Annotated in this window: 34 protein-coding genes and 1 pseudogene; 34 read left to right on the top strand and 1 reads right to left on the bottom strand. The window is 40.5% G+C overall.

The features are described 5' to 3' along the window. Positions 1–5: 5 nt before the first annotated feature. From AC5WOF_RS05970 to AC5WOF_RS05830, 29 genes and pseudogenes are all read left to right on the top strand, one after another. The gene (locus tag AC5WOF_RS05970; RefSeq protein ID WP_496049032.1) at positions 6–395 is read left to right on the top strand and encodes a hypothetical protein; all 390 of its coding nucleotides are present in this window, start codon (positions 6–8) and stop codon (positions 393–395) included. A gap of 117 nt (positions 396–512) precedes the next feature. Beyond that, complete coding sequence (locus AC5WOF_RS05965; protein WP_496049031.1) at positions 513–668, top strand: hypothetical protein; 156 nt, start codon at positions 513–515, stop codon at positions 666–668. A gap of 31 nt (positions 669–699) precedes the next feature. Beyond that, positions 700–1,680 carry an ERF family protein gene (locus AC5WOF_RS05960; protein WP_496049030.1) on the top strand — a complete coding sequence of 327 codons (981 nt, stop codon included), beginning with the start codon at positions 700–702 and terminating at the stop codon, positions 1,678–1,680. Between the two features lie 45 nt (positions 1,681–1,725). Next, the gene (locus AC5WOF_RS05955) at positions 1,726–2,262 is read left to right on the top strand and encodes a host-nuclease inhibitor Gam family protein (RefSeq protein WP_496049029.1); all 537 of its coding nucleotides are present in this window, start codon (positions 1,726–1,728) and stop codon (positions 2,260–2,262) included. 40 nt (positions 2,263–2,302) lie between these two features. Continuing rightward, positions 2,303–2,524 (top strand): hypothetical protein, encoded by a 222-nt coding sequence (locus AC5WOF_RS05950; RefSeq protein WP_496049028.1) that lies wholly within the window; start codon positions 2,303–2,305, stop codon positions 2,522–2,524. 18 nt (positions 2,525–2,542) lie between these two features. After that, positions 2,543–2,827 carry a hypothetical protein gene (locus tag AC5WOF_RS05945; RefSeq protein ID WP_496049027.1) on the top strand — a complete coding sequence of 95 codons (285 nt, stop codon included), beginning with the start codon at positions 2,543–2,545 and terminating at the stop codon, positions 2,825–2,827. 181 nt (positions 2,828–3,008) lie between these two features. Next, positions 3,009–3,242: a hypothetical protein gene (locus AC5WOF_RS05940; RefSeq protein ID WP_496049026.1), complete on the top strand. Its 234-nt coding sequence runs from the start codon at positions 3,009–3,011 to the stop codon at positions 3,240–3,242. After that, entirely contained in the window at positions 3,239–3,403 is a 165-nt protein-coding gene (locus AC5WOF_RS05935; RefSeq protein ID WP_496049025.1) for a hypothetical protein, read from the top strand. The genes AC5WOF_RS05940 and AC5WOF_RS05935 overlap by 4 nt, the downstream gene beginning before the upstream one ends. Further along, positions 3,400–3,828, top strand: a complete 429-nt coding sequence (ssb, locus tag AC5WOF_RS05930) for a single-stranded DNA-binding protein (RefSeq protein WP_496049024.1) — start codon at positions 3,400–3,402, stop codon at positions 3,826–3,828. The genes AC5WOF_RS05935 and ssb overlap by 4 nt, the downstream gene beginning before the upstream one ends. Before the next feature lie 61 nt (positions 3,829–3,889). After that, positions 3,890–4,831, top strand: coding sequence for a hypothetical protein (locus tag AC5WOF_RS05925; protein WP_496049023.1), 942 nt, complete (start codon positions 3,890–3,892; stop codon positions 4,829–4,831). Next, positions 4,719–5,588 (top strand): ATP-binding protein, encoded by an 870-nt coding sequence (locus AC5WOF_RS05920; protein ID WP_496049022.1) that lies wholly within the window; start codon positions 4,719–4,721, stop codon positions 5,586–5,588. The genes AC5WOF_RS05925 and AC5WOF_RS05920 overlap by 113 nt, the downstream gene beginning before the upstream one ends. Continuing rightward, complete coding sequence (locus AC5WOF_RS05915; protein ID WP_496049021.1) at positions 5,588–5,839, top strand: helix-turn-helix domain containing protein; 252 nt, start codon at positions 5,588–5,590, stop codon at positions 5,837–5,839. The genes AC5WOF_RS05920 and AC5WOF_RS05915 overlap by 1 nt, the downstream gene beginning before the upstream one ends. A gap of 104 nt (positions 5,840–5,943) precedes the next feature. Continuing rightward, a complete protein-coding gene (locus AC5WOF_RS05910) occupies positions 5,944–6,240 on the top strand; it encodes a hypothetical protein (RefSeq protein ID WP_496049020.1) in 297 nt (98 codons plus the stop codon). Further along, a complete protein-coding gene (locus AC5WOF_RS05905) occupies positions 6,237–6,551 on the top strand; it encodes a hypothetical protein (protein WP_496049019.1) in 315 nt (104 codons plus the stop codon). The genes AC5WOF_RS05910 and AC5WOF_RS05905 overlap by 4 nt, the downstream gene beginning before the upstream one ends. 304 nt (positions 6,552–6,855) lie before the next feature. Then, positions 6,856–7,155, top strand: coding sequence for a hypothetical protein (locus AC5WOF_RS05900; RefSeq protein ID WP_496049018.1), 300 nt, complete (start codon positions 6,856–6,858; stop codon positions 7,153–7,155). A gap of 109 nt (positions 7,156–7,264) precedes the next feature. Continuing rightward, the gene (locus tag AC5WOF_RS05895; protein WP_496049017.1) at positions 7,265–7,696 is read left to right on the top strand and encodes a hypothetical protein; all 432 of its coding nucleotides are present in this window, start codon (positions 7,265–7,267) and stop codon (positions 7,694–7,696) included. A gap of 271 nt (positions 7,697–7,967) precedes the next feature. Next, on the top strand, positions 7,968–8,390 hold the full coding sequence (locus AC5WOF_RS05890; protein WP_496049016.1) for a hypothetical protein: 423 nt from the start codon (positions 7,968–7,970) through the stop codon (positions 8,388–8,390). A gap of 68 nt (positions 8,391–8,458) precedes the next feature. Next, positions 8,459–8,686, top strand: coding sequence for a hypothetical protein (locus AC5WOF_RS05885; RefSeq protein ID WP_496049015.1), 228 nt, complete (start codon positions 8,459–8,461; stop codon positions 8,684–8,686). Between the two features lie 168 nt (positions 8,687–8,854). Continuing rightward, positions 8,855–9,481 (top strand): SMODS-associated NUDIX domain-containing protein, encoded by a 627-nt coding sequence (locus tag AC5WOF_RS05880; RefSeq protein WP_496049014.1) that lies wholly within the window; start codon positions 8,855–8,857, stop codon positions 9,479–9,481. 239 nt (positions 9,482–9,720) lie between these two features. Further along, on the top strand, positions 9,721–10,434 hold the full coding sequence (locus tag AC5WOF_RS05875; RefSeq protein WP_496049013.1) for a PIG-L family deacetylase: 714 nt from the start codon (positions 9,721–9,723) through the stop codon (positions 10,432–10,434). 35 nt (positions 10,435–10,469) lie between these two features. Continuing rightward, on the top strand, positions 10,470–11,177 hold the full coding sequence (locus AC5WOF_RS05870) for a DNA-methyltransferase (protein WP_496049012.1): 708 nt from the start codon (positions 10,470–10,472) through the stop codon (positions 11,175–11,177). A 43-nt stretch (positions 11,178–11,220) separates the two neighbouring features. Then, entirely contained in the window at positions 11,221–11,505 is a 285-nt protein-coding gene (locus tag AC5WOF_RS05865; protein WP_496049011.1) for a hypothetical protein, read from the top strand. Positions 11,506–11,522: 17 nt separating this feature from the next. Then, positions 11,523–11,732: a hypothetical protein gene (locus AC5WOF_RS05860; RefSeq protein ID WP_496049010.1), complete on the top strand. Its 210-nt coding sequence runs from the start codon at positions 11,523–11,525 to the stop codon at positions 11,730–11,732. Continuing rightward, a pseudogene (locus tag AC5WOF_RS05855) lies at positions 11,716–12,982 on the top strand (PBSX family phage terminase large subunit). The gene AC5WOF_RS05860 and the pseudogene AC5WOF_RS05855 overlap by 17 nt, the downstream one beginning before the upstream one ends. Before the next feature lie 21 nt (positions 12,983–13,003). Further along, positions 13,004–14,434, top strand: coding sequence for a phage portal protein (locus AC5WOF_RS05850; RefSeq protein ID WP_496049435.1), 1,431 nt, complete (start codon positions 13,004–13,006; stop codon positions 14,432–14,434). Then, entirely contained in the window at positions 14,361–15,176 is an 816-nt protein-coding gene (locus tag AC5WOF_RS05845; RefSeq protein ID WP_496049009.1) for a phage minor head protein, read from the top strand. The genes AC5WOF_RS05850 and AC5WOF_RS05845 overlap by 74 nt, the downstream gene beginning before the upstream one ends. A gap of 28 nt (positions 15,177–15,204) precedes the next feature. Beyond that, positions 15,205–15,798: a DUF4355 domain-containing protein gene (locus tag AC5WOF_RS05840; RefSeq protein ID WP_496049008.1), complete on the top strand. Its 594-nt coding sequence runs from the start codon at positions 15,205–15,207 to the stop codon at positions 15,796–15,798. Positions 15,799–15,824: 26 nt separating this feature from the next. Next, positions 15,825–16,781 (top strand): major capsid protein, encoded by a 957-nt coding sequence (locus tag AC5WOF_RS05835; RefSeq protein WP_496049007.1) that lies wholly within the window; start codon positions 15,825–15,827, stop codon positions 16,779–16,781. 33 nt (positions 16,782–16,814) lie between these two features. Then, positions 16,815–16,967: a hypothetical protein gene (locus tag AC5WOF_RS05830; RefSeq protein WP_496049006.1), complete on the top strand. Its 153-nt coding sequence runs from the start codon at positions 16,815–16,817 to the stop codon at positions 16,965–16,967. A gap of 89 nt (positions 16,968–17,056) precedes the next feature. On the opposite strand, the gene AC5WOF_RS05825 is transcribed toward AC5WOF_RS05830, so the two are convergent. After that, positions 17,057–17,344: a hypothetical protein gene (locus AC5WOF_RS05825; RefSeq protein ID WP_496049005.1), complete on the bottom strand. Its 288-nt coding sequence runs from the start codon at positions 17,342–17,344 to the stop codon at positions 17,057–17,059. A gap of 86 nt (positions 17,345–17,430) precedes the next feature. Here AC5WOF_RS05825 and AC5WOF_RS05820 point away from each other — a divergent pair, with 86 nt between their 5' ends. The 5 genes from AC5WOF_RS05820 (at position 17,431) to AC5WOF_RS05800 (ending at position 19,599) form a co-directional block, all read left to right on the top strand. Continuing rightward, the gene (locus AC5WOF_RS05820; protein WP_496049004.1) at positions 17,431–17,772 is read left to right on the top strand and encodes a phage head-tail connector protein; all 342 of its coding nucleotides are present in this window, start codon (positions 17,431–17,433) and stop codon (positions 17,770–17,772) included. Continuing rightward, positions 17,769–17,900 carry a hypothetical protein gene (locus AC5WOF_RS05815; protein ID WP_496049003.1) on the top strand — a complete coding sequence of 44 codons (132 nt, stop codon included), beginning with the start codon at positions 17,769–17,771 and terminating at the stop codon, positions 17,898–17,900. The genes AC5WOF_RS05820 and AC5WOF_RS05815 overlap by 4 nt, the downstream gene beginning before the upstream one ends. A gap of 92 nt (positions 17,901–17,992) precedes the next feature. Continuing rightward, positions 17,993–18,205, top strand: coding sequence for a hypothetical protein (locus AC5WOF_RS05810; protein ID WP_496049002.1), 213 nt, complete (start codon positions 17,993–17,995; stop codon positions 18,203–18,205). Next, positions 18,202–18,663 carry a hypothetical protein gene (locus AC5WOF_RS05805; protein ID WP_496049001.1) on the top strand — a complete coding sequence of 154 codons (462 nt, stop codon included), beginning with the start codon at positions 18,202–18,204 and terminating at the stop codon, positions 18,661–18,663. The genes AC5WOF_RS05810 and AC5WOF_RS05805 overlap by 4 nt, the downstream gene beginning before the upstream one ends. A gap of 3 nt (positions 18,664–18,666) precedes the next feature. Beyond that, positions 18,667–19,599: a phage tail tube protein gene (locus tag AC5WOF_RS05800; protein ID WP_496049000.1), complete on the top strand. Its 933-nt coding sequence runs from the start codon at positions 18,667–18,669 to the stop codon at positions 19,597–19,599. Positions 19,600–19,608: the final 9 nt, after the last annotated feature.

Genomic DNA, 19,608 nt, shown 5'->3' with positions numbered 1-19,608 from the left:
TGAAGATGTACATGGATATCAAAGGGGAAGAAAAATTTTACACCTACATCAAGAAGATCGTGTTTCGTCTGAAGGACGGGACTTTAATGGAAGTCATGGGAGAAGAAGCCACCCACTTATATAACTTTGTTTTGGGTGATGAGGATGTCTCTTATATCGAGTTTGACATGGGTGAGGCACGCCGTATGGTTCCACGATCTGCAATCGCATACTTCGATGTTACGGAGCATGTGGAAGCCAATGAGCTGATCGAGAAGATGAACGATCAGTACACCACGATTTGCACGCTGGGCACATCAAAAAGCATTCTAACGGCTGGGACTACTGGTTTATCGAGAATGGAGAGCTGTTTGAGGAAGGTGGGATTCACTTGGCATCGGAGATCGGCATCGTAAAGCAGGCAGAATTGCTGCTGTATCGGCAGAAGAAATTGAATGAACTCCTTGCACCAGATGATCAGAAGGACATTGTCATATAGGGGCGGTTGCCCCTTTTCTATACAGGAGGTACACATGAGAACACCAATCGATAAAAGCAAGGCTTTAACCATTGCACCGAAGCTGAAGATTGATTATATACCAGAACGAATGATTTTGGGTTTTAAGCACCTAGAGAACAAATCGGATTCGAGCATTATGGCTATATCGCTAGTGGGATACAGTTACTAACATCTTTGCATGAGAAGAAAGGGGATCGCAAATGAAGTTCTCAGAGAGTCTAAAGCACATTGCACCAGCATTAGCGAAGTTTCAAGGAGCATGTCCTTCTCCAAAGAAATCGAAAAAAGTAGATGCTAGAAAAAAAGATGGTTCCTTTGCTTATTCTTACTATTATTCGCCACTGGATGAATGCATTGAAACTGCTCGTCCACATTTATTAAAAAATGGATTGTCTTGCATTCAAGATACAGTAAGGGATCAACAAGGCAAAATATGCGGGGTTTACACCATGATCTTACATGAATCTGGTGAGTATATAGAGTTTGATCCAGTCACTTTTGGAGTGAAGAACTTTGAAAAACCACAAGAAGTAGGAGTGATTATCTCCTACATGAGACGTTATTCGCTCTGTTTGGCATTGGGTCTAGCCTCCAAAGATGATGACGCACAATCAGTTTCACAAGGGCAACAGGAGACAAATTACGGAAAAGGAAGACAACAGCGTACTTCCTCTATTCAAAAAACACATCAGAAGCACAGTCAGACGGAAAAAACAGTATCCCAAACAAAACCTTCAGATGTTGCAAAAATGACAGATCAAACTTTGTTGAATATCAAAAATCTTTGGACTGCTATGAAGCTAGCACCGGAAAAAATCAATATCCAAACCGACAAACTATATGAATTACCTCTGTACGAATTAACAGAGGAACAAGGAAAAGACTTCTTAGAAAAGCTGAAAGCAAATCGGACAACAGCAGATACAAAGACATCGAATGTTACGGAATGGAAAGGGAAAATGTCCACTGAGCAACGGAACAAAATCTTTAAAAGTGGTGGAGATAAGGGATTAAAAACAGATGATGTGAAGAAGGTCGCTTACACCTACACCAAACTAGGCAGCATGACCAGAATGACGAAGCAACAAGCGCATGATGTGATTGAGTTTATCGAAAAGTCAACGTCTGAAGAGTTACAGCATTATATCAAATCGGATGATGAAATGAAGGGTGCAGTATAACACGAGGGAGTTTTTCTCTCTCTTCCAATATAGGAAGAATACGAAATGGAAAAGAGTTTGAGTTTGAAAGAGTACTTAGAAGCAGGGGAAACCAATGGATTTATAGTGGATAACGAGGAAAAGGCCAATTGGGTTTTGCGTAAGATCAAGGCTTTGGAGGATCGTAAGAAAGCGAATATTCAATTAGCTGATGTAGAAGTAGCCAAAATTGATGCTTGGCTGGAGGGTGTAAACGAACAACTAGACAATGAACTGGAGCATTTTCAATCGATGCTAGTAATATATGCGGAACGTCAACGAGAAGAGAATCCAAAGTTCAAGTCTCTGAAATTGCCGAGTGGAAAGATTGGGTTTCGAAAACAACAACCTAAGTGGGTTTATTATGACAATGTTGTTCTGTCTTCTCTAAAGCTACGAGGTTACGAAGATTTAATTCGTATCAAAGAAGAAGTGAACAAATCTGAACTGAAAAAGCGATTCCAAGTAGTAGATGGGAAAGTAGTTAACTCTGAAACGGGAGAAATCATCGAAGGTATTACTGTCGAGGATCGTCCCGATGAATTGAGAATCGAAACCGAATAACAGAGAGGTTTGTCCCCTCTCTAAATATAGGAGGTGTAGCATGACCATTTACAAATTAACACGTGATCCCTATGTAGTAGATTACGATGAATGCCGTTCCTGTGTGGTTCTTGCTCACACCGAGGAAGAAGCGAGAAGGATAGCCTTTGAGCATTCAAGCGAAGAAGCATATGCAAATGATTGGTTGAATGCTCGTAGATGCAAGGTGGAGATAGTGCCTTTTAAAAAAGGCGTGATATTAGAGGATATTCATTACGGCTAAAAGCTGAGGAGGAACATCATGAGAAATCTAAAGCCGAATGAACGCTATTTGATAAATGAGTTATTGCACGAATTGGAGCCAAGGCACATGGATCATTTTCTATCGATGATCGTTCCAGAACGTTTAAATATGGCACTGAAAGTATGGGTGGAACGTCATCAATTACTGGAAGCTACTGGTAGAAGGTATGACAATGCAGACCAGGCCTATTATTACATCCTTCATTATGGATCGGATATTCAATTACCTCCTGCTGGATATGTGAGACACCAATTAAATCAGAGGAGAGGGGAAGCGTCATGAAAGTCATGTTCTGTTTGGAACCAAACAAAATTGCTGCTTTGAAAACACTCGATATTCCAGAAGAAGAGTTGGAAGGCTTGGATTCTATTGAGGTTTAAGAGCTACTTCATCAAAAGTATATGGAATGGGTATTCGATTACATCGAACCAAATTGGAAAGTAGTAGAAACGGGGGAATCAGAGTGAAAATATTGCATGAAATAGATGCAGGTTATTACCAAGTAGAGTTTTGGAATTCGAAAGATGTGGCGGAAAACGGAGTGGATGGTGTGGAGGTCATAGAAATGATGTTGACGTTTGATCAATTTGAACTAGAGAAGATGAAACGTCACGCCAAAATAAACGGTTATGACCGGATCAAAATCACCAAGCACCAAGAAATTACAACGTTGCTTGGTTTGGAGGAAAAAAAGTGATAAAAAAGACGGAAATTTTCAAGTTATGTAGCGGTTGCAAATTCAACATTCCATATGGAAAAAGGGAGTCCGTTTGTGAGCTTCAAGAGATGATGCTCAAAGGTGTGCAAGAAGTAAAAGAGAGTTGCAAAGAAAAACAGAAAAGGGTGCATACAGCATGATTAACTCAGTTGTCTTAGTTGGAAGATTAACTCGTGATCCTGAGCTTCGATATACCACTAATGGGGGAACAGCAATCACCAAATTTACACTTGCAGTGGATCGGAACTATACCAATCAGAATGGAGAGCGGGAAGCAGACTTTATCTTCATCTCCGTATGGAGTGGATTAGCAGAAAACGTGGCTAAATATTGCGTGAAAGGCTCGCTAGTGGCTTTGGGAGGGCGTTTGCAGGTTCGGAGTTATGAGAACGATGAAGGGCGGACCATGTGGCATACAGAGGTTGTAGCGGATCAAGTGAAGTTCTTGGATTTCAAGAACAAGGAGCAGCAACAGCAAACAGACAATAGCAATTCAACCTATTCTCATCCATTCCAGCAAGTAGGGAAGCCGATAGACTTGTCAGATGATGATTTGCCTTTTTGAGTGCTTTCTATAGATGAATGGGTGGCTTCGGTCACCCACCCACAACAAGGAGGGAGAAATCTTGGCAGTATACAGACAAGTACATGTTTCATTTTGGCAGGATGGATTTGTTTTAGACCTAACACCAGAGGAAAAATACTTCTTTCTCTATCTCATGACAAATAGCAAAACGACACAATGTGGAGTCTATGAATTACCGAAAAGAGTAATGGAATATGAAACGGATTATAACCGAGAGATCATAGAGAAGTTACTTCAAAGATTTGAAGATTACGGAAAGATAAAATACAACAATGCAACGAAAGAGATCATTATTTGCAACTGGATCAAGTACAACAAAATCAATAGCCCAAAAGTAAAAGCTTGTATTTTGAAAGAGCTGAAATCCGTTAAGTATCAAGGGTTTATCGATGAATTCTATAGGATGTGTAAACGATATTCATACCCTATCGATACAGTATCTAAAGACTATGGGGAAGAAGAAGAAAAAGAAGAAGAAAAAGAAAAAGAAAGAGAAGAAGAACCACAAAAAAAAGTAAGTCGTCCAAAGGAAAATCTTTGCTCCATAGAAGATATTGAATCCTTTGCCGAAAAGCAGGAGCTTTTCAACCTCTTAGGTGTGAATAAAAAGATTCTAGTTAATTATCTTGATTGCTTACGGCTTTACAGGAAAACAGCTCGTATTTCAATCACACTCATACAAAAAGAAATAGAGAAGTGGAAGAAACATCCTGCATCTGTTCTTACTTATGCAATGTGGACTCATATAGATCGGCATCACGATAAAAATGAAAAGTACACTCTGGCGATTATGAGGGGTACCGATGAACATAAAGCCAATCAAGGCATCATTCGACTGAAAAACAAAGCCAATCAGGGGGAGAACAACCATGCAAAAAGTAACAGCGTTTATGGCGGATATTCGAGCGAGATCGGAACAGATGAAAGCTCATCTGAGGGAACAGGCTACTACGACCAATTCGACGGACTCTTTGCAAACTAACTTTGATTGCCTGAAATGCAAGGATGTTGGTTATCTTCTCGATGGATGGACAGCAACGGAATGTACTTGCTTGGTAAAGAAACGCTATCAAACAAGGTTAAAAGGGGCGATGATCCCTGAAGAGTTTGAAGAAGATACCTTTGATAGTTACAACGTCACTTCTCCAACACAAAAGATATTGCTGGATGCTGCTAGGCAGTATCTAGCAGAATACGAGGAAATAAAAGATAGCACAAGCAATGGACTTGGTTTTTTAGCTACATATGGAGAACAGAAGCTAAATGCAATCCGAGATTTAGATAAAAAGAATATGGTCAAACAAAAACACAACAGTTATGGATTGGGGAAAACGCATCTCCAAGTAGCAATTGCAAAAGAGTTACTAAAACGAGATGTAGCGGTGTTGATCGTATCGGATGCGATCATCATGGATGAGATGATGGCCTATAAGTCGGATAACGAGAACAAAGATCTGTACTATCGAAAATTTGATGCCCTGGTGAATGTACCTGTTCTGATTTGGGATGACATTGGAAAATCCAATTCCAGCGAAGCCAAACGGACCATGTATTTTAACATCATCAACGAGCGATACAAAAAGAAAAAAGCCATCATCTACAGCTCGAATGAAGATCGATATACATTAGAAAGTCGAATAGGAGATGCAGCTGCTTCCAGATTGTTCAGCATGTCAAAGGGTCGCATTTATCGAGTAGAGGGACAAGATTACCGATTAATTGGAAAGAAGGCTGTCTAATGGCGAAGGTGCTGCCACTGGTACAACATCGGTATGAGTACACAGCTCTCCACAATTACAACTTCATCTGGAATGATCGACAGCTGCGTGAGTTTCGCAAATTGTGGAAGAAAGGATTCGGGATTGATTTCATCGGGAGGGAGTTGGACAGGCATCCAATAGAGATTATGTGCCTAGTCATCGATCAAGCGGAAAAAGGATACATCAATCAACGTGAAGGAGGAATCATGGGGAACCGAGGACAAAAATAAAAAGCCAACCTTTGCATGTGGTTAGCTGGACACAGAATTTAGAAGATTCAATTATCATTGATCATTGTAACGCGAAACAGTGGTCAAATCAAGGGGGAAGCATCGTGGAACGAACGATAGATACACAGAAATTGCTGGAATGGTTAAAAAGCGAAGAAAAGCGATTACTTGAAGAATCAAGGGCATGTTCCGGTAGTCAATCTACCATGTTGTATGGGATACACAAAGGAATCAATTGGGTAAAACAAAACATTTGTGCAGGAAATTTCGATATGGAGGATGATGAGCAATGTTTTGATTCAATGATACGGCGTGAGCCGGAAGGACAATATTGGATTCTCAAGCGAGGGGCTACGGGATGGGTTAGACTGGATCGTTTTATCGAGGACGACGCATCATGACGTGGATTGATATAGCTGGTAAATGGTTGATCATTGGCTTAGGTTCAGCAATGGGATTTGCTGCATTGATTGTTGCATGGGCATATTGCCTCATTTGGTTCTTTAATCAATATACAGAAACCAAATATTTGATAGAGTACGTGACTTACAAAGATGAATTTCGTGAGTGGAAGAAACGAAGAAGAAAGGCCTACAGGTTAAGCCCAAAAGAGGAAGAAGAGTTTAGGAGGATGCATGTGGATACATTGACCGATGAAGAAAAGAAGCAGCTGCGAGATCTAGGTACAAAAAAAGAGGAGGGCGACGAGTGAACGATATTCGAAAGCTCATAGATGATATACGTAGTTTTGGGTTCTAGGTAGATTAAAATCTGGGGTGTATGAGGAGAATTACGAGTGATAAACATTTTTTATGTGGTAGAAATAGGCAACCAAAAGAGAAAGATGTTAAAGGCGTATTTACAGAAATAGGGGAAGCAAGAAGTAAGGCTGTGGAACTACTAGGTGGATTCTACCCTGTTTGGATATCACGATATGAAGTGGGGGTATCGAGTAAGAGACAATACGTATGTGATAGTAAAGAAAACATTGAATGCTGTTTTAAGGAGGATGACGAGTGAGAGAAAACGTTTTAAGCCTTCCAAAGTATCCATGTACCTTCTGCAAAAAGAACGAAGCTACTCAGTTATGTGATTTTGTAATTGGTTACTACTGGACAAGTGCTAAGGATCGTCGAGGAAGAATATTAGGTGGTCAACATCAGACATGCGACAACCAGATATGTAAAGAATGTGCTGTAAATGTTAATAGCTTTGGGTTTTGTCCCTCCTGTAATGATTTATACAAAATGGTTCGAGAGAAGCAGGATAAACGTAAAGGCAGATTGATTTTTGATATAGAGATGGGAATGGAATGAACGGATATAAATAAGAAAAATCCCACGATCAGCGACAACTGGTCTTGGGATTCCCTCATTTGGATGGATGGAACTAACATACCATCATTATATCAAAGAGGTGGAAAGCATGGAATTGTATCATGATCTCTGCATTGAAATAGATATTATTACGATAAGAATTAAGAACTTGGAAAATGAACATAAATACTGGTTAAAAGCATGTCATGAATCCACGATAAACAGAGCTTTTCCACTTGATACTTGCTTGAATCGGATGAAGAAGATATGTGATCTAGTAGAAGAATACACAATTCTACTTGAGGGGAAAGAGAGTACCAAAATAGAAATTGAAAAGCGTATGTCTGAATTTGAAACACTAGAATCAAAAGTGGCTTATATGCGTGATGCATTAAGGATGACATTACCAGAAATTGCAGCAGAACTGGGCTATAGTCTCATTTGGATAAAAAAGATAAGCCAACGACTAAGAAAGAGTATACCAAAGAGTATACCGTCCTATCGATTAATCCATGTTATGATGATAGTGAGTGAGTTATAGTTACTTAGCTATATATAGTCAGCATCTGGTAAGTCGACGATCATCCATCACCTCGGAGAAAATTCACTTATCAGATGCTTATAAATCGACAATAGCCACTCAAATGGGTGGTGATTTTTTGTGAAAAGATAATATCAAATGGTGATTTTCGATTCTATTTCTTTATTTGAAATAAAAAATACTTATATTCATAATTATTATGATACAATTTGAATTGTAAATAATATGACGACGGTATCACAATTTAATTTTTAAAAGCGGAGGTCATCATTTGAAAAAATTCACAGTTAGTTTGTCCATGTTTTTTGCGGTTTTCATGACTTTATTGCCATATTCTGCTTTTGCTGCGACTAATTTAGGAAGTTTTGACCTTGGTGGGTCTTCCCATTGGGGAAGTGCACCTTGCAGTACCAGTTATCCAAGAATGCAGTTAAAGGTAGTTAGTACAGATAGTTGGCTCGATTGGGATGCTGAATACTCAAGCGCAAATGTTCATTTACAATATAAAAGTTATGCAACAGGTGAATGGACAAGTATGTTCCCACCAGACTATCCATGGGTAGATATTTCTAATGGGCAGTCAATGACTTGGGAAATTAGCCCTTCAAGTTCATCAGCACAATATCGCGTTTATGTTGATGTAGCGCCTAATTTTCACCAAAGTGGGTATGTAACATGTGCAGGAGTAAATTAATATAAGGAATCTTTTACCACTCTCTCGAGTGGTTTTTTTATGCTCAAAATTCGAAAGGATGATGTAATATGAAACCAACAGTAGGTAGAATCGTGTATTACAAGTCTTATGGTACACCTAATGGAGAATACAATAGCGAGGAGCGTGCTGCTATTATCACAGGTGTAGTAGACGATACAACCGTTCATTTGGCTGTATTAAATCCAACAGGGCTGTTCTTTAATCAAAACGTGAAGCAAGGCGACAGCGGTGGCTGCTGGGATTGGATACCTTATCTAAAAGCAAGGGACGATTAGGATGAAGCCTAGTCTCTCTTGCTATTTATAATGTAAAACGAAATTTGAGAGGACATATTGAAACGAACTCTGAACAAACATTTGAGTTAAAATTTATAACTAGTGAATTTATTTCTTGTATACTATAATTTATATATCCGATCCTCTAGTAGCAGGAGAAAGCAAACGATGACTGTGCGTATGATCCGTATCAGCTGCGCTGGGTTCGTCGTCCTTCAGGATGAGGATAGTCGATACTGCTTGTTGATCAACAAGAACCAGCTTGACCGTCACGGGAAGCGTGTTCTGACTCCGATCGGAGGTGGAATCGCTGCTTTTCCGATGGGTCTGGAGTACCTCCGTACCATCGGTGCGGTTGGCTTCGAGAAGGGTGATGACCTTCGTTTCCGGTTGCCCACAAGCGCTCTTGGGAAGCTGAAAGAGTGGTTTTCCAAGGGAATCGATCGTGAACTCTCGCCGGAGCGTGAAATCGTGGAGGAACTCGTCGAGGAGACGGACGTCCTCACGAAGGCCGATCTGGTCGGGATGACGATCGACTTCAGCGGGTACGGAGTGCAGCGAGGTGGGAGCACTCACTACAGCGAGACCAATCCCATCGATACACTGCGTTTGGCGGAGATGTTCACCGTCAAGCTCAGCAAGGAAACGATGGAGAAGCTGGCAGCATCCACTCAGGGATGGGTTTACTTCGTCTCTGAGGAAGAGATCGAAGCTGGTATCACGCTGGACGGTGTGAAGATCGCCGATGTGTGCAAGACCATCATCCGTCCCAAGCTCAACATCATGATTTGCTGAAGCTGCCCCTGAGGGATCAATTGGTTGAGTTTCCACAAAGCAACAAAGGAGATTCATCCACCGGATAGTAACTCTAGTTCCCTAACTAGACTTGCTATCCGGAGTCGCAAACCTAATCTTTTTCTATAGATCAAAAGACATCATATTAAATATGTGATGTCTTTTTTATATGAGTCTACAAAAGTGAACGGTCTGTATTTGATTGAGTGTTTATTTATGTTTTTGAAAGGATGATATAAATGCTGGGACCAGCGATATTCTTTATACCTCATCAAGATGACGAAACCCTACAAGCAGCCATTGATATTTTGAATCACTTAGCAGCAGGAAGAGAAGTTATCATTGTTCTCTATACCACTGGGAAAGGTTCATTTGTACAAGATGTATTGAATGGTGACGGAACATCCGCATATTGGGGAACTGCTCATAATCCATATTTAGAAGGTTATGAGCCTCTAACGGATGATGATTTTTCTACAGCTCGTAACCGTGAATTTTGTTCCGCCTTAGGGCAATTAGGGGTATCACCTGAGAGTATTCATATACAGCCAGTAGATTTAGAAAAGGGACCAGTTAATAAGGATACAATCAAAGCCCTCATGCTGGAATATGTAGATACTTATGGACCAACAGCTTCCTATAAAACAATGAGCTACTATGATACCAGCGAAAGCCATCGATACAGCGGACAGGCTTTATTAGAGCTTTATAACGAGGGAATTGTGACCGATGCAAGATTCTATATTGCTCGCTCAGATTGGGCATTGAGTCGTCCAGGTACAACATACACGGCTACTACAGTACAAAGGGATAAGATCAAAAAGGCGGCACGATGTTATGAAGCTTGGAATCCGGTTAGTGGAGCCTTCGCCATTGGATACCACAGTGTATATGCACAGTTCAATGCGTATTTAGTGAATCCGCAAAATAAGATTCATAAGCCGAATGAATAACTACATTTTTATACTCGGAAAGGACGAACAACAGCATGATCATACATGGAGATTGTCTGGAAGAGTTGAAGAAGTTAGAAGATAACAGCATAGACAGCGTGGTTACTGACCCTCCATATTGTAGCGGTGGATTTACAGAAGTAGGGAAAAAGAGTGCGCCTAATCAAGGAATACCAAATGAGGGAGAAACTTTCAAACGCTTTGGATGGTTTAGCAACGATAATATTACAACAATGGGTTTGATCTTTTTATTAAGATCCGTTTGTGTCGAGCTTTTTCGTATATTAAAACCTAGTAGTAGTGCCTTGATCTTTTGCGATTGGAGAATGTATCCACATTTAGCCCCTGCACTAGAATCATCTGGATTACAACATCGAAATTTGATTGTATGGGATAAGGGTCATTTTGGAATGGGCTTTGGATTCAAACCACAACATGAATTAATCATGGAATTTGTAAAGGGAAAACCAAAATATCATATCAACAATGGACGAAATGTTATCAGTGGTAAACGGGTTGCGCCAAATAAAAAATTACACCCAACACAGAAACCTGTGGAACTGATTGAGGAATTAATCAAAGTGATTACTCCAGAAGGGGGCACAGTTCTAGATCCGTTTTCAGGTAGTGGGACAACGCTTGTAGCTGCAGATAACCTTGGTATGAATTGTATAGGGATCGAAAAAGAGGAACGCTATGTCAAAACAATGGAAGAACGACTGATGAAAACAAGCCTTACTTAGAAAAGGTTTGTTTTTTGTGTAGTGGAGGTGTAGGTGATATGTGATGGCGAAGAGAGGACAAAAGCTGGATGATGGATTAAGGGAAGAGATTAGGGCGCATTATGCTAGTTGTGGGAATCTAAGTGAGACAGCTCGTAAGTTCGAGATATCGCCAAACACAGTGAAAAATGTAATTAGAGCGGATAAAGATGAATTTGCAAAAGTAAGGAAACAAAAAAAGAGTGAGCATATTGAAAAAGCATGGTCTACTGTTAATGCTTATCTCCTTCGTGTAAATGATCCTGAGTTAATCCAAAAACGAATGCGAGGGATTCTGCTATCGTTATAGGTACACTCTGGGACAAAGTGAACAAAGAAAAAGAATTGGATATCAAGAGAGCAGAGTTAGAACAACGCAAGAAAGAAAATGAACTTAGCGAACTAGATCGAGAAGAGAAACAACTTAAGATTGAGAAGTTGAAAACAGAGATCGAGAAGATCAAGAACTTAGACGAAACAGAACCAATTGAAATCATTATCAAACGAAAAGGTGAGGACTATGGAGAAGGAAGTTAATCCTCACTTTGATGATTTTCTATTTGATTGGCGGTACAAGTTTTATTTCTTGGTCGGAGGCTATGGAAGCTCGATCGAAAAGTTACCACATGGCTCTGAAATTAGTAATGAAGCTGATCAACGAGAAACGGACGGCATTGGTAGTACGCGAAGTATATGACACTATGCGAGATAGCTGTTTAGCTCTGTTGGAAGAAATCATTATTGAGTTAGACCTAGAGGATAAGATCAAGATCAATCGCCAACCTATGCAAATTCGTTTCCCTAATGGTTCCAAGATCATATTCAAAGGAATGGATAAACCTGCTAAATTGAAGTCCATTCACAACGTTACTATCGTATGGATCGAAGAATGTAGCGAATTGAAATATGAGGGATATAAGGAGTTACTTGGACGTTTGCGACATCCAACACTATCACTTCACTTTCTTTTATCTACGAATCCAGTAGGAAAAGGAAATTGGACCTATAAACATTTCTTCAAAGCAATGAACATCAATGATGAGCAGCTATATCAAAGTAGAATATTGATACGGGACAACGCCTATTATCATCACTCTGTTGCTGATGATAATTTATTTTTGCCTGAAAGCTACATTGAACAGCTGGAGGAAATGAAGTTATATGATCCTGATCTGTATCGAGTGGCGCGCAAGGGTAGATTTGGTGTGAATGGGGTTCGCGTGTTGCCACAGTTTGAAGTGAGATCACATAATGAAGTGATAGCAGCAGTTGATGAGATTCCAAAACGAATGAAGCGAGCAGGCTTTGATTTTGGATTTGAAACCTCCTATAATGCTTTGTTACGTGTCGCAATCGATCATGATAGGAAATACTTGTACATCTATTGGGAGTACTACAAGAACAAAATGACAGATGATAAAACAGCCATAGAACTTGCCGAATTTAAGCAAACGAAGGAACTCATACGAGCAGATTCAGCGGAACCAAAGACGATCCGTTATTTTCAGCAACAAGGTTTCCACATGAAAGGTGCGAAGAAGTTTCAAGGATCTAGGCTCCAAAATACCAAGAAGATCAAACGGTTTAAGAAAATCATTTGTTCGGATGAATGCAAACACACCATTGAGGAATTAGCCGAACTCACATACAAGGTAGATAAAGACGGTAACATCATCGAGGACGAATTTAATATTGATCCGCATACCTTCAGTGCCATCTGGTACGCTTTAGATGGTTATGAGGTATCCGATATGAAAGGCGCATTTAAGGCAGCACAACGAATATAGGGGGGTGAAGCGATGCAGACAATGGATGATATTCTACTCCATATCAAGCTGCTAAATGGACAGGTGACAAGCGAGATTATAACGGATTTGATTGAATCTCATACAGCAGACAGAATACGAATGATCCAACTGTATGAGCGATACAAAGCATCTGCTATAGGTGTACCAATTCTTACAAGGAAAGTTCCAGACTATGAGAAAGTAAATAATAAACTCAATAACGATTTCTTCTCAGAGATTATTGATACAAAAGTGGGATATTTCGCTGGCAAGCCTATTGTCTATGCGGTAGATCGTGAATTATCGGTTCATGATACAGCAGATGAAGTATTACAGGATTTCAATATACGGAACAATATAGAAGACATAGACAGCGAAACTGCAAAGAATGCAGCTATAACAGGACTTGCAGCACGTCTGCTATATATCGATAGTGAAGGTAACGAACGTATTATGAATGTTGATCCTTGGGAATGCATCTTTGTCTATGATAGATCGATTAACGAATCACAGTATGGAATGAGATATTACCCAATTACAATTAAACAAGGGACAGAAACCGAAGAACGGACCAGAGTAGAATGGTACGATTCCCAGCAGGTTTCTTTTTTTGTGGAGGAAAACGGAGTTTATGTACTGGACGAAACAGAACCAATGAATCCACGTCCGCACATGTACGATGGGATACCACTTATTGCGTTCCTAAATAACGAAGAACGTCAGGGAGATTGTGAGAAAGTTCTTTCTCTAATCGATGCTTATGACCGTTCTTTGTCTGATGTCAATTCAGAAATTGAAGCCTTTCGTCTTGCCTATATGCTCTTTTATGGTTTTGCTCCTGATGAGGAAACAATGGAACTCGCAAAACAAACAGGAGCATTTGGAATTGATTCACCGGAAGATGGTAGTAAAATTGAGTTTCTCACTAAGGAAATGAATGACAATATGCTGGAGAATCACTTGGATCGACTAGAACAAAACATATTGAGATTCGCCAAGTCGGTTAATTTCGGTGATGAAGCATTCGCAGGGAATCAATCAGGGGTTAGCCTCAAATTTAAACTATTCGCTTTAGAATCGAAATGCATCACAGCGGAACGAAAGTTTACTGCAGCTTTACGGCAACAATTTAAAATCTTATCTAGTGCGTGGGCAAAAAAGGGAATCGTGATCAACTACATTCATATCTGGTTCCAGTTCAAACGTAACTTCCCATTGAATCTATTGGATGAAGCACAAAGCAGTGCCACGCTCAAAGGATTGGTAAGTGAGCAAACGCGATTATCCCAATTATCCTTTGTCGACGATGTGCAGTGGGAAATAGATGAAATGTCAAAAGAAGCGATGGAGCTTGATTCTATGATGGGAGGTTTTGCTGGTGACCCAACAAGAGAACCAAACACAGGAGGAACAGATACAAGCAGAACAGGAAGCGGAAAACAACCTGAATGACCTTATTCTGCTTCTGTTGTTGGCTTATAGCCTGTCGTTAAAGCGTATTCGGTCGATATTGTCACAGGTATTCGGACGATTTGGTGCTCAAACACCATTGGAGTTGATGAAATACAACCGATTGAAGAATGTCACCCAATTGATTATGGATGATGTGAACGAAGCACATAAGAAGAATAAGAAAGCTCTAAAGAGTGGTCTGTTTGATCTCTATCAAAAGGTATACCAAGACACAGCTGCTATCTTACATGTGAATGCTTTGGACATCGGCAAGAAAGAGATAAACGAAATCATTCAATCCAAAATAAATGATTTATCCTTAAATGCACGACTGGAACGAATGAGAAGACGGTCTTTGTTATCCATCAAACAACAAATGATAAAAGGAATGAAAGCAGGAGATACATTCGAAAAGCTTTCACAGAGAATAAAACAGTCCATTGATCAAGATGCAAGAAAAATGAGAACCATTGCTCGAACGGAAGCACACAGGTTAATCAATCAAGCCAAAATGGATGCCGCCAATCAATCCTTTGATCCTAGATTGCGAAAGATATGGGATGGGACGTTAGATAACCGAATCAGACCAGCCCATAAACATCTGGATGGTACAGCAATACCCGCATATGCGAATTTTAGTAGCTTAAATGGTGGTTATGGGCCTGCACCTGGCATGATGAATAACCCCAGTGATGATATCAATTGTAGATGTGTATTAAAGTTTGCACTTGCAGGGCAATGAACTGGAAGGGCACAAGGAGAGAAGAAACATGAATGAAGAAAATAACAATGTTGAGGGTACACAAGTAAACTCAGCAGAAATTAGTTTTACACTAGATGATGTAAAAAGTTACTTAGAGAACAACGAAGATGCAAAAAAATATTTATCCACTGAGAAAGACAAACACTTTTCACGCTCGTTGGAAACGTGGAAACAAAATAATTTATCTTCTTTGATTGAAGAAGAAGTGAAAAAACGTTATCCAGAAGAAACACCGGAACAAATCAAAATCAAAGAACTAGAATCTCGATTGAATCAAACCGAACAAGAACGACAAAAAGAAACGATACGAAATCAAGCGTATAAACAGGCTACCGAAAAAGGGTTACCTGTGGAATTGCTTGATTTTTTTGTGGGTGGCGATGCGGAATCCACACAAGCGAATTTAACCACATTGGAAAAAGTGTGGAGTGAAGCACTAAAAGCGGCAGTTGGGGAAACCTTCAAAGCCAATGGGCGAGAGCCGCACAAGAATACACAAACTGCTACATCTGTTGTGAATCCTTGGAAGAAAGAAACTTTCAACTTAACCAAGCAAGCCCAAATCTTAAAAGAAAACCCTGAGTTAGCGAAATCGCTATAATCTCAGGCGAAATAGGAGTGTTATAGATGCCGAAGACTCAGATCAGTGACGTTATAGTCCCTTCTGTCTTTAACCCTTATGTAATCCAACGTACCGCAGAGTTATCTGCTTTGTACCAAAGCGGTATTGTAGTTCCTAACCCGGAATTAGATCGATTGGCTTCTGCTGGTGGCAAACTGATCAATATGCCCTTCTGGAATGATTTAACGGGTACTGATGAAGTATTGTCCGATAGTGGAGCATTGACCCCAGAGAAAATTACAGCGTCCCAAGACGTTGCTGTATTACTCATGAGAGGTAAGGAATGGAGTGCGAATGATCTCGCAGCTGCTCTATCCGGTGATGATCCAATGGGTGCAATTGGTGATCTTGTTGCTTCCTTCTGGGCGCGAAAACGTCAAGCAGTGCTTATATCTATCTTGAAAGGTGTGTTTGCCGCTGCTTCAATGGCAGGGAACAAATATGATATTTCTGGGGGTACTGGCTCGGCTGCTGTTATCAGTGGAACCGAATTTATCAACGCCAAAAATAAACTGGGTGATGCATCTGATCAACTAACAGCGGTTGTCATGCACAGTGCAACCTTTACCAAGCTTGAACAAGATAACCTTATTTCCTATATTCCAAATTCTCAGGGTGTTGTAGAGTTCCCAACTTACATGAATAAACGTGTTATCGTGGATGATGGTTGCCCAGTAAGTTCTGGAGTATATACCACATATCTCTTTGGTGCTGGTGCTATCGGTCTAGGGAATGGCGGTGCTCCTGTTCCAACAGAAACGGATCGTGACAGCCTTGCGGGTGATGATATCCTTATCAACCGTCAACACTTCTTATTACATCCTAGAGGTGTGAAATTCACGAATTCTTCTGTTGCTGGATCCAGCCCAACCAATGCCGAACTAGAAACTGCTGCTAACTGGACCAGAGTGTATGACAATAAAAACATTCGTATTGTAGCGTTTGTACACAAATTAGCATAGGGAGGCGAATCGCTTCCCTTTTCTCATGAAAGGGTGATTATTATATCTGCAACAGCTTTCCAGCGTAGACGAAGAGAATTAGTCAAACAAAAGGAATTAGAAGAAAAGAGAAAATCCAAGGAAGAGGATCAAGATCAGGAAGAACCGAAAAAGATAGTTAAAAAAGGAGAGACAAAGAAGAAATAGTTATAGATACTAATGTCTGTTGTTAATGGGTGCCAGAACCCAATATATGAGTTCTGGCTTTTGTCCATCCAATCCCAGAAGCTACTGCTTCATGCGTTGACGAACTCCTCAAGAAGCCTGAGAGCTTCGGGGGCATTCCAACTTGCAGGACCGTCATACACGAACCTCGTGAGCTCAGTCAGTGCCTCAGAGATATTCCGATTCTTGAGAAGATCGTGGATGTTGTTCAGTTCCAGTACACGCACGTCGTCGTCTCCCCACCCGTCTTGCTTGAGTTGGGTGACATCTTCCCGGAGGGCGGACATGATGTCGTACAGTTGCTGAAGTTCGATGGTCGGTCCACCGGAGGTGGTTGATGCGACGAGTTCGCTACTCATGTGAGTTTCCTTCCAGAGGAGGGGCATTCTTATCTTTTATTATAGTGAATAAAAAAATAAATGTCAGTATTAGAAGGAATGATTTTATGACTGTTGATGAAGTAAAAGCACTCCTGAGAATCGAACCATCTAATACCAAAAATGATGCTTACTTAACTGCAATTTTGCCGCTCGTTGAAGATTATGTAAAAGGCTACTGCAATCAAGATTTTAAGAATGACCTTGGGGAAACGGTTTATCCGGGCTCGGTTCAACTTGCGATAGCTCAACTTTGTCGATGGCATATGCGAGCAGGTCAGGTACAAGTAGAGAACATGAGAAGCAATTCAAGTTTAAGCTTAGAACAATATCCAGCCGATTTATTACGATCACTAAGACAGCATAAAAGACCTATCTTTGTTCCTTCTCCTACAGGTGATAACAAATGATTAATATCGAGATCCAGAATGACAAACGGATCAAGGAATTATCATCAAAAGTTGCTGATGCGATCCGTCAAGGCGTGAAAGATGTAGCGAGGAGACAAACAAAGCTGCTAAAGATAATTCGCCTGTAGGGAAAACAGGGAAATTATCAAAGTCGTGGCAACGAAAACAACTTGGAGAACTAAAACACAGCATTTTCAACAATACCAAATATGCCGCATGGGTGAATGACGGGACTGGAATCTATGGTAGTGGTCGACCTATCACACCTAAGCGAGCGAAGTTTTTACGCTTTGAGTGGCATGGGCGTATTGTTTATGCTCGTTCTGTTCGAGGGCAGAAAGGGCAAAAGTATGTGGAGGAAACCGTTACACAAATGAATGCTAGAGCAGGCAAGATTGTAGAAGCCGCGCTAAAAAGGGCTGGTATCTCATGAGTTACAACATTGATTCTCGTAATCTAGCAACGATCAGGAAAGAAATAAAAGATTCTATTATAGAGAAGCTAGAAGGGGCGAGAGTAGATATATTATTTGCTATCGCTTCTATTGTTTATGGGGATCGTGCAGACATAGGTGACATGGATAATATGCCTGTGATTTGGGTATTACCTGCTCCGCATCAACCAGATTTGATAAGTGGCCACACAGCCATACATGATTTTTTGTTTAACTTCATCGTTATGGTACATGACTTTGACAATGAAAACGGCAAGGATACAGCCGAAGATATAGTTGCACGAGTATATGATGTTATCATTTCAGATCGAACTTTAGGCGGTAAGGTTTACGATGTAAGACCACAAAACATTGATCCATCGTATGAAGCTACACAAAATAGTGACATCTATTGGGCATCATGTCAGTTTGCTTTTCGTATTCAAAGGAGGGAATAAAACATGGGAATTACTAGATATTTTTCGTTTGGAGAAGAAACAACCTTTGGTACTCCTGCTACCCCAGCAGATACCATCGATCCAGCAAGTGCGGAGCTAGATCCATCCGGTGATCAAGCATTGATTTATGAAGGAATTTCAAGACAGGACAGAACAGTAGCAGCTGGACAATACACCAGTGAGGGAAGTATTGAAACCCCATTTGATTTAGAGGCATTTCCCCGTTTTCTAAAATGGGCATTAGGTGGACATTCTGTAACTGGAACAGAAGCACCATATGTACACAGATTTTTCCCACAAGACGCAGCATTGATGAAGAGCTTCACCGCACGAGTGGGAAAAGATGTGTTTGAACACATTTTTACAGGTTGTGTAGTAGATACCTTAACGATTGAGCTAGATGATGATTTCTTGACTGCTTCCGTTGATGTATTAGGCGGAGCAGACCAAAAAGGAACGTTGAATTCCAATCCTATCTTCACAGAAGGAGCCGTATATGCTCCTCATCAGGTTACTGCTACGATTTCTGGAACAGATGAATCTGCTTATATCGAGAATTTCTCTATCAAGATTGAAACAGGAGCAAATAATGAAGATGGAGTTACAATTGGTTCTCGTTTCCCTAGAAGGGCATTCCGTGGGGCATTATCGGTCGAGATTGAACTAGGTTTATCTTTTTTCTCCACTGTTCAATTAGAAAAATTTTGGGGTACATCTACAGGCCCGACAAGTACCACGCTTTCAGAGTTTGATTTGACTATTAACGTTGGAACAGACATTGTGATTCATATTCCGCGGGCGGTTTACACATCAATGGAACAGCCAATGAGTGGGCGTGACCGAGTGGAACAAAAAGCAACACTGAGAGCATTGGTGGCTGAGGATGAAAGTGGACCAATCGAATTCACTGTAACAAATACAATTGCTACTTATTAAGGAGAATGG

Source organism: Shimazuella sp. NTD250 (genome assembly GCF_059510375.1).
Note: the sequence above shows the minus strand (reverse complement) of the source record. Positions and strands in the feature narration are given on the sequence as shown.